Raw genomic sequence first — 13,857 nt, 5'->3', positions numbered from 1 at the left:
ATAACCCATCACCAGTTTGGTAGATAAAGCTGTTTAATGCGCTGCTCGGTCGTGGTGGGACGCTCATGGTTTGGTTGTTTGAGCAGGCTCCCCCAATTGGTTCGTGCAGCCATTTCCTGTTTAATCGTTTCCGGGACGATATCATTGCCCTGTCGTATTTGCCAACCGCCGCCTAGGGAACGGTAAAGGGCGACCAGCGATTTGGCAATATCGCCCTGTGCATTGATTAATGATTTTTGTATCCGTAGTTGTTGCTGTTCTGCATTCAATACAGCCGTGTAATTTGCCTCTCCCTCGCGATAGCGGATGAGGGCAAGACGGGTAGTTTTCATGGCCGAGGTATTCGCTGTGCCCAGCAAAGCAGTTGTTTTTCGTGATTCAATGTACTGGGTAATATTATCCTGCACTTCCTGTTGCGCCTTAAGCACTAAATGAAGGTAATTCAGCAGGCTCTGCTGAAACACAGCATCCTGCTCGCGCACCGCGTTGGTAATTTGTCCATAATTTAATAATGGCCAAACCACCGAAGGGCCAGCAATCACCGAACGGTTGGCTGGATCAAACAGGTTGCTGATGGAGGCTTGGCCAATACTGTTCGCCGTATAAGAAAACGAGCCGCTTAACGTCAATGCGGGGTAAAGGTTGGCTTTAACCGCCCCAATGGATTCCGATTGCGCTACCGCCTCCATCCTGGCCTGGTAAATATCAGGACGTCGCGCCAGTGCTTCCTTGGGAATGCCGATTGCCACAGAAGCCGGTGCGCGGGGAATACCGCTTCGCTTCTTAAGCAGATCATCAACCTGAGTCGGAACCAGACCCAGCAAGACAGCGAGCGCGTCTTTCTGCCGTTGCAGCTGCGATACCAGATCCGGCAGTGACGATTGGGTTTCAGCCAGTTCGGTTTCGGCCTGTTGCACATCGAGCAAGCTGGTCTGGCCGCCGCGATAACGTGACTGGGCAATATCAAGGCTTATTTTTTGCAGATGGATGTTAGTCTGCGTCGTCTTAATTTGCTGTTGAAGCGTACGGATATTGATATACGCATTGGCTATGTCCGCGGTTAAAGAAACCAGTGCACTGTCATAAGCTGCCAGAGACGCCAAAAACGCGGCATCATTCGCACGGATAGCGCGGCGGTATTTGCCCCAGAAATCAATTTCCCAACTGGCAGAAACACCCAAAGAAGCCGTGTCAAACTTGTCCGGCAAAATACCCTGCAACTCCCCTCCTCCCGTGCGGATATGGGTGTAGCTGCCATTTAAAACCTGTTGCTGCGGGTAAAGCTCGCCCACCGACTGCGCCAGTTTGGCACGGGCCTGCAGCACGCGCACACCGGCACTCTGAAGTGAAAGATTGTTATGGTAGCCGCAGTGAATTAATTCTGTCAGAGTCGGATCGTGAAATACCTTCCACCAGGCGGCATTATTGATTGGCGCGACTTTTACCGCCGGATTTTTCTGCAGCCAGTACGGGGCGACATTTTTGGCAGGCTCCTTGTAATCGGGTCCAACCATACAGGCACTCAGAAGCAAGCAAAGAGTAAGTAAAAGAATCTTTAACATTGTGCCAGTATTTCCCTATACCTAATATGGTTCGCTGCGGAGCGAGCCATGCCGAAGCTTCCATATTAGCCATGAAAAGCCAATTGAACAAGAGTAACGTGCAGGACGGGCAGTTTATGGCAAGCCCCTGAACAATCAGCACTTTTTTTGAAAGAAGGCCGCTTCGTCGTTAAGGCTTTAGCAGATTTCGCGTGTCTCGTTCAATCACAGTATAAACATCCAGCGTGGATTGATACCTTTCACGAAAACGCTCAAAAAGCCTGGATTTAGGTTCCAGTGCCTTGGCGGCAATGTCATGAATATCCTGCGTCAATTGAGCCGGATTGCCTCCATTTTCGGCTTCAAGGCATTTTTTATAAATGGCATGGAGGTGGTTAGGAACAGGTTTCATCTTACCATTGACTTCTATTTTCGAGCGGCTGCCCCATCGCCCCACTTGCCAGTCGGATGTTTCGATTAATTGTTTGATGTCATTCAGGGCTTCTTTCGCCAAGTTATGGCTTTTTGAATAAAAATCCGACTGTTCCTGGTGCAGTGACTCTTTTTTAAATTCGTCAACCCGGATGGCATACCCACGATTGCCTTGAGCGACTCTCAAGGAGTAATCAACAACATCCTCCCCTTTGGTGTAAGGGACATTGTAGATGCTCATGAAATGGATTAACGGCTGTGTGTAGTCAGGAATGTAACCGTTATGATTATGCCTATCCATGTGGGCATAGCGCGCCAATTCATGTTTCACAAATTTGTCATGCCATTCCCGTTCCGTGCGTTCGGGAATTTTATTTTTTATCGTATCCTCCATGCGATGCAATATCGCATGCATTTGCGCTGGCGTGTCATCTGAAACCACCATGTGAAAATCTCCCCTTAGCTCCCGCTTTCCCAGATTATTGCTGGTATTATACATATTCGGCAGATAAGAGGCTTCATCCGTGATCTGGTCATCGTTCCAACCGGCGCATGCGTATAAAGAGTTAACCGGGGCGGCTCAACGCGCTTGTCGATACTGTAACTGACCGCTTTTAATGACGGTAAGTAATTTTCTTTTACAATACCTGTCACCTCTTGGGAGGAAACAAGCCCTCGCTCAATCAGCTTCCCTAAATTGTCCATCGACTGGCCATTGCTCTTGCCAAGCAAATCCTCTGGATGCTCCAATGAGCCTTTATGATGATTATCCAGAAATTTCGCGCTGTGATTGGAAAGCAGTATTTCATTTCCCACACAGGCATTGCCAAAGATTTTAAAATCTTCAAAGATTAATTTTTAAGGCATTACCCTGTAAATCGCCAACCGCCAGCGAAATATCCAGCTTAATGCCTTCTTTTTCATCCGCTTCACTGATTCCTCCAGATTCACATCTCTTGCTTTAACAATCGTATGCACCAGGGATTTACCCCTCGAAGGCACTGATATAATTAGTGACTTTTAGACACAATCCTGATCGGTTGCATTGGCAGAAGCTATTATTAAAGTAAGGGATGTGCACTGGCAGGAATTATCGTGAGTGAATTAACGAAACGCATTAATGAATGGGCAGCCGCAAACAAATCCATTTGGCTTGTAGAAAATGATGGCACTACTCATCATTTGAATGCAGCAGGCAATACCGTCGGCATTATTGATGGCAAAGGCAGCGAATACATTGAAATCACGGACGGGAAAAGCACCGTGCTTTACAATTTGAATCAGATCAAATTAATTAAAATCAGCTAATTTGATCTGATTAATTGATTAAACAAAACCTTAAGAATGCTTATAGGTGCCTCTGGGTTCCATGTGCGCAGCATTATACCACTTCAGCGACAGGGGTTCAGTCGGCTGCTTCCTGAGTAGCTCAAGGCGCGAACGAATTACTTCTTCGACGTAACGGATTGCCGATTGTACAGATTTCTGGTCAGCGGCAAGGGTGTTAACCTGATTCAGCGCGGTATCCAGATTGTTAAATAAGGCATCGGCACTGGCTCGGTCATTGTCATTAAGGCTTACCTTGCCTGGGTCAGTTAGTGCTAAAAAATCGACAAGATGAAGCAGCAATTGATCCACGGCGTCATGCTTACTACCCTCGAGATCCTGCAGTCTCACAAGCCTCTTAACGCTAAAATCCTTATCGTTTAAAGCCGCTTCAAAATGATCGGCATCCAGCATACTGTCCCAATTTTTCGCCATAAAAAACCCCTTTTCTGAGCCCTGTTTTCCTTTAGCCATTATCGTTCCTGTTTGTTACTTTCATTAAGTATAAGCCTATGATAACCGGAATAATGAAAAAATTAAAAATATATTGTTCATATAATAGTCAGTTGCGTTATACTATACGAAAGATTGAAGGAGTAATTGATCATGCCACCGCTGGAAACCTTAAATAATGACCACTCCAAAGGGGAAATTGAGTTACCGGGACAATCCGGGGAAACCATCGATCTCTCATCTAAAGGATTTCATAAAGTCAGGCAGCTTGGCGCGGGTGAATTTGGTGAGGTAGCACTTTATTATTACAATGGCTCTAATCCAGCTTATCAGCACATGTGCAACAGCCAGGGACTGGTTGCTATAAAACTCCTCAGTGAACCCGACGTGCATGAAGAGGCCACCGCAAGAATAATCGCCAAACACAGTGAATCGGGTCAACTGGACTTAAGCGTAATCAATAAAACCTACCCTCTGGAAGAAAACGGCAAACTGATAGGGATACTCTCCGAGTATGAATCCTACCTCGATATCAAGAATGAGCGCGGCGAAGTTACCGAGTTCTCCTCCGATTTATATTCCATTATTGCCAAAACCTTTTATCCCCACTATTCGCATGAGTTTCCTGGCGCAGGCATCGTCTCGGCCCTAAAGGGCAATCCTGCCGTATGTTTATCCCAGATTGCCTGCGGTATGGTCAAGGGGCAGGATACACTGCATCAGATGTCCATTTTGCATCAGGACAGCGCTGCAAGAAATTTTTTAATCAGAACCGAACGGGATAATGCGGGAAACGTGCTCAGGATTTTACCCAAAATCAGCGACTATGGCTTAACATCGATCCTCGCGGAAGGCGAAACGAACGGGGTTTATACTAACCGGGAAAAAGTCCCCCTTCGTATTATTGACGCACAGGTGGTAAAAACCGGAGGAAATACCAGCCTGCTCACGGATTATTATGCCAGAAAGACAGCCATGATGAGCATTTTAGCCCAAATGCTCACCCCGCTTAACGGCGAAAACGAATCACTGTCGATGAAACCAGGCAAATCACAACCTATCAAGGACTTTCTCGCTGACAGGATGGGCATGTTTTTAGATGACAGCGCGGCATTGAAACAACATTTAAATAATGTAAAGGCTTATCTCGAGAAATGCCCGGATAAACAGCTTAAACAAGAAGTCGAGCTTTTTATCGCCTGTTATGAACCCTGGCTCACTTTTTATCCCGACGGAAGCGACTTAAAAAAAGCACGCGAGCAGGAGATGGCGCTTTTTGAACAATGCACTACCCGATTCGTGGAAGTTTATTACGCCCATTTACGTTCAAACAGAACAAGCAGCCCGCCAGAAAATTTCCTGCTCGGATTGCAACGCCTCAATCGAATTCCAGTCAACACGCCTATTCAAAACGTGATTCAGGGAAATATTAATCAGTGCGAACGGGAAATAGCCCAAAAAGCAAAGCCCTTGCCTACTGCTGAACACCGGAGTATGAGCCATGGGGCGAGGACCATGGAGCAGGTGGTTGGAATGGATCATTATGGCAGGATTCAGACCGTGCATACAGTCTCCCCCCCTGCAATCCATAATGACGGAGAAACACATTATAATAATCTGTTGTCCAGAGAAGTCTACGCCAACCAGCTCAATCAGGGAAACCAGACGCCGCAAAATCCGACGGAGAGTCCAAATCCGACGTCTCACTATGCAAGAACTTCCCTCCCCATCAATGCCCCGGCGAATGAAGAAAATGATGGGGAAACGCCTTACAGCCGCATGTTACCTCAGGACCATTTAACCGGTTCACCTACTGGGCAAAATCACCACCCAAGTCAAACCTCAAACCCGTCAAATCAGGTTCAGAATAGCCACTACACCAGCTTAAGTCGCACCCAACCCCAATCGGCGCGCGAAACTCATCCAGTTTCACCCCACTATGCTCCTCTTTCGAGTCACGGTAACACCAACACCCAGACCCGAGGGGATTATCCGCGAGTCATCGGTGTCCACCCTGTCAATTCCCTGCCCAAAGAACCTGACATCACCCGCAAGTTCAAACAAACCCTCCCAGAAACGCATGAGGCGCACGCGTCGCATAAAAAGACAGCGATTAAAGCCATTTGGTCTGACTTCGTCCATGAAGTCGAACACCAATTGGACAAACTGTCGCCCAAAGACAATGTGGAGGAAATAAGGCAAAAATTTAAAGAACTGTTGAAAGACGCTCAAAAAGAGATTAAAACCCTCCTTCACATCAAATCAAGTCCAGCCAAAGCGCCCTCACCGGATAAGGACGAGGACGATAACGACTCGTATCATCCTTAATCATTAACATGCCTTCCCGTGCGAGTGACAAGTCACCGCATGGGGCTATCGATTCGCTCTAAAGCAAGACTCCTGAACAAATATCTTCCTTTTACCCATTATTGATTAATATTTGCTCTATTTGTTCTATAATTAAATTCCATGTACCTGGAGGATAACCGATGCAATCCATGGAATTACTTATCCTTAAGGAGCTAAACAGCAATGGAATGGGTATTTGTTTAAGACCAACCGCTCAACCCGTGATAACCGTATCCTTAACAAAAGAAATACGGCAGCTTCAAGATTCTATTGTGGAAAAATATTATCAATCCCCTTGGGAAGGTTATTTTTATTTAGTCTGGTATCTGGATAACAGCTTGAAAAGCCTCTGGTCAGGATTTGATTTTAAATTCATTGACGACGCATTCAGGAATCACCGTGAAACCGAAGCTGAAGCCTACATCGATCGTATATTTGATATTATTTTTTTAAATTACATCGGCATGGGCCTGCCGCTTATCAATTGTTCTATTTTAAACAAGGAAGTCACCAGCCTTTCCAGAGAGTTTTTTCTTCTAAACGCCATTTCCTTCATTCATTGCAAACATAAAACACAGACCCCCTTCATTCCGGTTTCCATTGACCAGGAATTTAAACACCTCACGTTTAAAGAAGCCATTTATCAGAATAACCATTGTTTTTATTTTGACTCCTTGCGCTTTGGCATCATGAGGCGAATTATACAGTCTATCGACAGAAAAGCCCTTTCTGACGATGAAATCAAAGCCATCAAAAAAGAATTTGACGCCGTGAAAACGAGCACGCTCATGAGGATTTATAGCATCGCCAGCCATCGCCGCGCCCTTTTTGCCTGGCTGGCTAACCGCCAGGCTATAGCAGGCAAGATTCTTTCCCAAGAGCTAACGTTGGAGTAAAAATGCCTGAACTCAGTCAATTGGCCCTCATCGCCGGTGAAGGGTATTTACCGGTTGAAATTTTCAACGCCTGCCTAAAAAAACATATCGAAGTGCTTATAGTTAAAATCTCGGGGGAAGAAGATTTCAAACTACCCCTGGCACACCATACGGTTACTCTGGCGAATCTTCATGAAACAATCCAGCAGGTGAAGGCGGCGGGTTTCGTAAACCTTGTTTTTGCCGGGAAAATTAACCATACCCTGCTTTTTGAAAATTATGGCGGTATGCGAATACAGAATGATTTAACCGCTCTGGGTGAAAACACCAGTTTGGGCGACAACAGCTATTTTGCCGGTCTTGTTCGTTTTATCGAATCACAGGGGTTTCATGTCATCGGCGTTCAGAACATTATTTCGGAAGCGATAACACCGGCAGGTATTCTAACCACAACCCAGCCCTCAATTAAAAACCTTAAAGACTGCCGGCTCGGCTTTACTCTCGCAAAAAAAATAGGTGATTTGGACATTGGTCAAGCCATCATCATTGAAAACGGCTATGTGCTGGGCGTTGAAGCCGTAGAAGGGACGGATAATCTGATTAAGCGTTGCCAGCCATTTAAATCACCGCACAAAGAAGGGGTTTTGGTTAAAATTAGAAAAGGCATGCAGGATACCCGCATTGATTTGCCGGTGATAGGGGAAACCACCATACGGCATGTGGCCGCTGCCAATTTGGCGGGCATTGCATTAGAAGCCGGTTGGTCCATACTGATTAATAAGGAGGAAACCCTTAAACTGGCCAATCAGGCAGGGATTTTTATTATGGGTTTATAATTCACTGGATGAGCGGGCAATGCCGAAAACAGCATACAGGACGTTTTATCTGGCTTATACCATGCTTTTTCTCATCAGCTTAAGTGCGAGTATTGTTCCTCCCCTGGTGGGTCCGCTTTTTCTTAAACAGCCGGGGCTTTTGCCCGGCGAAAGCCTTTATGCGCGTTTGAATGCCTACAGCTTCGCCGTGGGTATTTACGGGATTGGCGCGATTCTTGGCGGGATGCTGTGGGGGGGTATTTCTGATCGATCCGGCGAAAAGAAAACCCTGGGTTATTGTCTTTTCGGTTCCCTGGTAGCCTGCCTATTATCCATTATCAGCTTGATTTACGTTAATTACTGGCTTTTTTTTATAGGCCGCGCCCTCGATGGATTAATGTCGGGCCGGCGGGCTGTGATTCTTTCCTTGCTGATGCATTCGGATTTTGCGAAACACCAGGTGTTTCGTGTAGCCGAAATGATGAATGCGCTGGGTCTTTGCCTGGGTCCCTTACTGTGTGGCATTCTGGTCAATTTTAAAGTGCAGGTTCCCCTTTATTATTATGCCTCCCCTTTTTTGTTGATTTTGATCATAACCGTGATTAATTTATCCTTCGTGCCTGCCATCGCGGTTCAAACCCTTAAAACACCCCTTGAAGAAACCAAAACCAAATGGAAAGACTACTTAAACGCCCTTTACATGGAATTCTTTTTAATGCAGGTGGTGTGGGGTCTTTATTATATTGCCGTGCTGCCTTTTGCCATCCTTGAATTTCATTTCTCAAATTATACCATCGGACTATTATTTGCCGGTATGGTTTTAATGTACCTGCTTTTTTTAGCCGGCACCCAGAAAATTCTCTACCCGCGCATCAGCCTTAATCGGGCTAAAACCATGGCGATGCTGTTTTTATTCTCAGGCTTTGCAAGCTTAGGTTTTTGTCAGGGCAATCTTACTGTGTTTATGATCGCCAATCTCTGCATCGTTTTTGCTTTTGCGATCTTAAACCCCGCCTATTTCGGTGCTATATCACATGCCCATACAACCACGCATCAGGGGGAGGCCATGGGCATTGTAACCAGTATCAATGGCATGGCTTCGGCAATTACCGCTGTTACCCTGGGCTCTCTCCTTGCCGTTTCCCTGCACCTGCCTTTCCTGCTTGGCACAGTCTTCATTGCAATCATCCATTTCAGCAGTCTTATCCGTCAGAAGAGAGGCAATACCTGATTTTATCGCGAACGGCGATGGCGTGCGCTTCATCATCATAATGGGTACGGGGCCAGAAAAAACCTTTGAGACCATCCTGTTTGTTGCGCGGCACGATGTGCACATGCAGATGAGGCAGGCTCTGACTGATGGTATTATTCATGGCAATGAAGCTGCCGGCCGCTTTCATGGCTTTTTCAACCGCAGTTCCCAGCCGTTGCGTCAATAAAAACAGGGGCCCGACAAGCACAGGCGGCACATCATACAGGGTGCGGTAGTGTTGCTTTGGGGCCAGCAGCGTGTGGCCAGGAAATAAAGGGCGGTGATCAAGGAAAGCAATAAAGTCCTTGTCTTCAAAAACGATGTGTGCCTTTTCCTTATCCGCGGCAATCAAATCAATGAGACAAGCTTCTTTCAATTCAGGCATCCCTGTTCTCCTTGCAGGTTATAAGAGCTTGCAGGCGCATGTCGTTTCTTCCGAAGACGACTTAAGGCTATTGGACCATTCGGTTTTACTCTCGGACTTCCCTTTTGTAGCGGATGCATGAAGACCCAATGCACTTAAACTGGCGATGGATTGTTTATCCTGCTCGCTTAAGACCGTCCGCGCCAGAAGCATATTTTTTGCAAGGGCTGTCTCTTGCTGCTCAAGGCGGTATTTGGCAACCCGTTGCTCGATGTATTGTGCATTAAAATGCAAGCCCTGATTCATTAATTGTTCAGATGCGGCCTCGGTAAACACAATGCCCTGATGAAAATCACCTTCCTCAGCCTCACAGAGCAATAGCTCTTTAAGCAGGAAACTGACTTCCGGGGTTAAGAGCGCCGCGTTTTCAGCCGTCTTGTACACGAGGTAATAGGGATTGGCGCCATGGTTGACCACCCGCATACGCCCCTCACTTAAGCTGAAGGTAGAGCCCGACAGGAAGCGGACTTCGGTACTGTTTGCCACCTCAGAATCCCATTCAATGACAGCACCGTCCAATGCTTTTTTGAGGTGGGTCCGCTCTTTAAGGAATTGGGTAACCGCCACACCGTTTAGACCTTCCACAAATGAGATGAGCTCACGGAGAAGCCCCGCCTGCTCGTAAGCCATGATCATTTGGTCGAATCGGGATTGCCTGACATCAAGCGGCAGGTTTTCATCGTATAAAAACGAGGGGCTTTTGAAATCTAAAACCAAACGAATAGCTTCCTCATTAAACACCCGCTCGCTTAATAAATCCCTTGTCCTCAGTTCGTCTTCATTCTCACACAGTAAAGCCCAATCATTGGCATAGCGATACACAGTCTGCAAATGCTTAAAAAGGGTTGCGTAATGCGGTAAGGGTTGCATGATTTCAAGCACCGCCTCAATGAAGGCATGTATGGGTTGTATCGGGGGTTGTGCCGCCTGGGCTTTGGCATCACCAAAAATCTGGTTTGGCGCCAAAGCACCGAACTTTTTGTCTTTCAGGCGCTCAGCCACCGAGTACTGCCTGACTACATGCACCCGTGTTTTGACGTAAACCTGGAAAAAAGCAATCAAACGCAGTGCCGCTTCCGGGTTCTCGGTGGGGATGTCATAAATGACGGTGGACCAGGTGTAGGGTTGTTCTTTCGCCTTGTTTTTTCGATCATAAGAAAGCGGGCGCGCCAGAAATTCCTGGGCGGGTACGGACCTCATGCTGATAGCCTCCCCAGTCAGGCGGGGCAAGGCCTTGAAAAAATAAAAACCACCCAGATGCTTTAACGCCATGTAATTCATTAGCCGGGAAAAATGCGGTTGCAGGGGCGAGAGATCATTGCCGTTCGGCAACAGAGAATTGCAGTCTGCATGAAGCATGGACTTTAACTCATCCTTGGCGATTGAGCCATCCACACGGTCCCCTGCCTCATTAAGCAAGCTGTAGAAAAGCGTGCCCTCAACCATTTTTAACTGGATTTGGTTCTTAACCAATGCCTGCCCGGCCATGGGGCAAAAAGTCCAGGCCGATGGGCTAGTGAGCTCTTCAATCAATTGGCTTAGACTGCTTGTTTTAGCGTTTATCGTATCCAGATTGAACGTATCAGGATTTTCTTCAAAAAAAATACCCTGGGTGCGAAGGTAGTCAATCCGTATCTCTATTTTATTCTCATTTTTTTTAACCGATAGATTAATCATCATTGTCCTTTTTTATGCACACAGTCCGAACCATAAAACCAGAGACTAAAAAATGATATGGAATCCGGGGGTTGTCAATAACGAAATAACATGGACTCGAAGAATTTGATTCACACGAAAAACCACACCTGTAAAATTCGGCATGCCAGTTTAATTGATTTATAGTCTGATTCCTAAACGCACTAAAACGTGCTATTTTGCATGCCATTTCATCCTTAAGGACAAGGTCAATGACAGCCTTAACGCTTTCCTCACAGGAAAAAAAAATCATTCTGCTCGCCTCTTTAGGCGGCGCGCTTGAATTTTACGACTTTATCATTTACGTCATTTTTGCCCCCATCATCAGCCGAACTTTTTTCCCTGAAACCGATCAACTCGCTTCACTCATGAGCGTTTACGCCATTTTTGCCATTGGCTATGTGGTTCGCCCCCTGGGCGGCATTGCGTTTAGTCATTTTGGCGATAAATACGGGCGCAAAAAGACCTTTATTTTTTCAGTGATGCTGATGGCTGTCCCCACGTTTTTCATTGGACTCCTACCGACCTATCAGCAGATAGGCCTTTTAGCCAGCCTGTTGCTGATTGCCATGCGTCTGTTGCAGGGATTATCCATCGGCGGCGAAATTCCGGGGGCATTGACCTTTACCTGTGAGCATGTCAATGCCAGGCACCAGGCTCTGGCTTGTGGCATTATTTTTTCTTTTTTAAATTTCGGCATTTTTTTAGGCGCCTGCATCAGTTTATTTTTAAATCACGTCCTGAATGATTCACAACTTCTGGCTTTTGGGTGGCGTATTCCCTTTCTCATTGGAGGGTTACTCGGTGTTTTTAGTTTTTATATTCGCCGGCAAATGACCGAAAGCCCGCTGTTTATCGCTTTTCAAAATCAGGAGAAAAAGACTCGCATCCCCCTGGTGGAAGCCATCACTCACTATTGGCCGCAAATTCTACAGGGCCTGGCTTTAACGGCCTTGGGCGCGGTGATGATTAATCTAATCTTTCTTTACATGCCCACGTATTTATCAAGCATATTGGCTTACCCTAAACAACAGGCCAATGCACTCAACACCCTTAATTTAATGTTTTATTCGCTGCTGTTGATTGTTACCTGTTGGTTAGCTGATCATGTTGGGCGAAAGCGGGTTCTTTTAATAGGCAGCGTCGGGTTTATGCTGGGCAGTTATTTTTTGTTTACCCTCCTCGCTTATCAAACCACCGCGGCACTCATTGCCGCCCTGTTTATCCTCGCCCTGTTAAGCAGTTGCATTATGGTTTATCCGAGCTTTCTGGTTGAATTATTCCCCACCTCAGTGCGTTATACCGGCATTGCCATCGCTTATAACCTGGCTTTCGCCTGTTTTGGTGGCGTAACGCCGCTTATTGCAACATATTTAGTCAAGAGCATGGGCCATGTCATTGCCCCGAGTTATTATTTAATCCTGAGTGCTGCTCTCTGTACCCTTGCGCTGTTGACTATCCGAAAGCGATATGCCATTGAATCAAAAACCAGCCCGGCATCCTTACTTAAAACCAATGACACTATTTAATAAAGCACCTGTAAAATCCATGGGCATTGGCACCAACACGGGCTAATCAATGGCTTTTACAGCGTATGCACAGACTTATCCACAGAATTTGTGGATAAGACAAGTGCACTTGACCGTAACCTATACTTACAAACACCCCCTTTCAGAAACAACGCATGAACCATTCAACGCCCTGGCTGGTTGTTAAAGACGCCGGTCTTTATTGCGAACCAGGACAATTCTATATCGATCCGGCGGTTCCCGTACCCTCTGCGGTCATCACCCATGCACATGGCGATCACGCCTGTGCCGGCCATGGCGACGTCTTTGGCCACACGGCCACGCTGGGATTGATGCAGAGTCGTTTTGGTAACCAGAGTGCCAACCATTGGCATTGTCTTGCGTATCAACAACCGGTTGCGGTGAATGACATTGACCTTTACTTATTGCCCGCAGGCCATATTCTCGGCAGCGCGCAACTGGTGATGCGTTATCAGGGACGCAAGATCATTGTTTCCGGGGATTATAAACGCTGCCTCGATCCAACCTGCGAGCCCTTTTTGGTCGAACCCTGTGATGTCTTTATTACGGAGGCCACGTTTGCTTTGCCCGTGTTTAAACACCCCCCCATTGAAGACGAACTTCATAAACTGTTGCATTCATTGCACCTGTTTCCACACCGCTGCCATCTGGTGGGTGTTTATATTCTGGGAAAGTGCCAGCGTTTAATCAGAACCTTACGGTTAATGGGGTATCTTGAGCCAATTTATATCCATGGCAGCCTGAAAAAGACCTGTGATTTTTATCAACAATGCGGCATCGATCTCGGTGAATTGCGATCCGCTTTTGAACTGACCAAGGCTGAGTCAGCCGGTAAAATCGTACTTTGCCCGCCGAGCGCGTTGCGTGACCGCTGGAGCCGACGCTTCGCCAATGTCATAACTTGCATGGCCTCAGGCTGGATGCAAATCAGAGCCCGGGCTAAACAACAAGGGGTGGAGCTGCCCTTGATCATTTCCGATCATGCTGACTGGCCGGAACTGATTCAAACATTAGCAGAGGTAAACCCCCGTGAAATCCTGGTTACGCATGGCCGCGAGGAAGCGCTGGTTTATTATGCCAGGCAACAAGGCTATGCAGCGCAAGCTCTGCATTTACTCGGCTATGAAGACCATGAGGATTAGGTC

The 13,857-nt window shown here is 46.7% G+C and carries 13 protein-coding genes; 7 read left to right on the top strand and 6 right to left on the bottom strand.

Translation table 11 applies throughout. From position 1 onward, the window contains the following. Positions 1–8 precede the first annotated feature (8 nt). The 3 genes from Lery_RS09655 to Lery_RS15300 form a co-directional block, all read right to left on the bottom strand. The gene (locus tag Lery_RS09655; RefSeq protein ID WP_058527056.1) at positions 9–1,562 is read right to left on the bottom strand and encodes an efflux transporter outer membrane subunit; all 1,554 of its coding nucleotides are present in this window, start codon (positions 1,560–1,562) and stop codon (positions 9–11) included. A 169-nt stretch (positions 1,563–1,731) separates the two neighbouring features. Then, entirely contained in the window at positions 1,732–2,418 is a 687-nt protein-coding gene (locus tag Lery_RS09650; RefSeq protein ID WP_058527055.1) for a hypothetical protein, read from the bottom strand. 14 nt (positions 2,419–2,432) lie between these two features. Continuing rightward, the gene (locus Lery_RS15300; RefSeq protein WP_131751011.1) at positions 2,433–2,789 is read right to left on the bottom strand and encodes a hypothetical protein; all 357 of its coding nucleotides are present in this window, start codon (positions 2,787–2,789) and stop codon (positions 2,433–2,435) included. Between the two features lie 279 nt (positions 2,790–3,068). Between Lery_RS15300 and Lery_RS09645 the strand changes: the two genes are divergently transcribed. Next, the gene (locus Lery_RS09645) at positions 3,069–3,281 is read left to right on the top strand and encodes a hypothetical protein (protein ID WP_058527054.1); all 213 of its coding nucleotides are present in this window, start codon (positions 3,069–3,071) and stop codon (positions 3,279–3,281) included. A 30-nt stretch (positions 3,282–3,311) separates the two neighbouring features. Here Lery_RS09645 and Lery_RS09640 read toward each other — a convergent pair whose 3' ends face one another. After that, the gene (locus tag Lery_RS09640; RefSeq protein ID WP_058527053.1) at positions 3,312–3,773 is read right to left on the bottom strand and encodes a hypothetical protein; all 462 of its coding nucleotides are present in this window, start codon (positions 3,771–3,773) and stop codon (positions 3,312–3,314) included. 132 nt (positions 3,774–3,905) lie between these two features. Here Lery_RS09640 and Lery_RS09635 point away from each other — a divergent pair, with 132 nt between their 5' ends. From Lery_RS09635 to Lery_RS09620, 4 genes are all read left to right on the top strand, one after another. Further along, complete coding sequence (locus Lery_RS09635) at positions 3,906–6,080, top strand: protein kinase (RefSeq protein WP_058527052.1); 2,175 nt, start codon at positions 3,906–3,908, stop codon at positions 6,078–6,080. Between the two features lie 161 nt (positions 6,081–6,241). Next, entirely contained in the window at positions 6,242–6,997 is a 756-nt protein-coding gene (locus tag Lery_RS09630) for a hypothetical protein (RefSeq protein WP_058527051.1), read from the top strand. A 2-nt stretch (positions 6,998–6,999) separates the two neighbouring features. Next, complete coding sequence (locus Lery_RS09625; protein ID WP_058527050.1) at positions 7,000–7,812, top strand: LpxI family protein; 813 nt, start codon at positions 7,000–7,002, stop codon at positions 7,810–7,812. Positions 7,813–7,831: 19 nt separating this feature from the next. Beyond that, positions 7,832–9,022 (top strand): MFS transporter, encoded by a 1,191-nt coding sequence (locus tag Lery_RS09620; RefSeq protein ID WP_058527049.1) that lies wholly within the window; start codon positions 7,832–7,834, stop codon positions 9,020–9,022. On the opposite strand, the gene Lery_RS09615 is transcribed toward Lery_RS09620, so the two are convergent. Next, positions 8,994–9,428 carry an HIT family protein gene (locus Lery_RS09615; protein ID WP_058527048.1) on the bottom strand — a complete coding sequence of 145 codons (435 nt, stop codon included), beginning with the start codon at positions 9,426–9,428 and terminating at the stop codon, positions 8,994–8,996. The genes Lery_RS09620 and Lery_RS09615 overlap by 29 nt on opposite strands. An 18-nt stretch (positions 9,429–9,446) precedes the next feature. Then, positions 9,447–11,147: a hypothetical protein gene (locus Lery_RS09610; RefSeq protein WP_131751012.1), complete on the bottom strand. Its 1,701-nt coding sequence runs from the start codon at positions 11,145–11,147 to the stop codon at positions 9,447–9,449. Positions 11,148–11,374: 227 nt separating this feature from the next. Here Lery_RS09610 and Lery_RS09605 point away from each other — a divergent pair, with 227 nt between their 5' ends. Next, entirely contained in the window at positions 11,375–12,691 is a 1,317-nt protein-coding gene (locus Lery_RS09605) for an MFS transporter (protein ID WP_058527046.1), read from the top strand. A 155-nt stretch (positions 12,692–12,846) separates the two neighbouring features. Beyond that, positions 12,847–13,854, top strand: a complete 1,008-nt coding sequence (locus Lery_RS09600; protein ID WP_058527045.1) for a ligase-associated DNA damage response exonuclease — start codon at positions 12,847–12,849, stop codon at positions 13,852–13,854. Positions 13,855–13,857: the final 3 nt, after the last annotated feature.

Source organism: Legionella erythra (genome assembly GCF_001467615.1).
Classification (GTDB): domain Bacteria; phylum Pseudomonadota; class Gammaproteobacteria; order Legionellales; family Legionellaceae; genus Legionella_C; species Legionella_C erythra.
The sequence above is the reverse complement of the archived record's forward strand: the minus strand, read 5'-3'. Positions and strand labels throughout refer to the sequence as shown.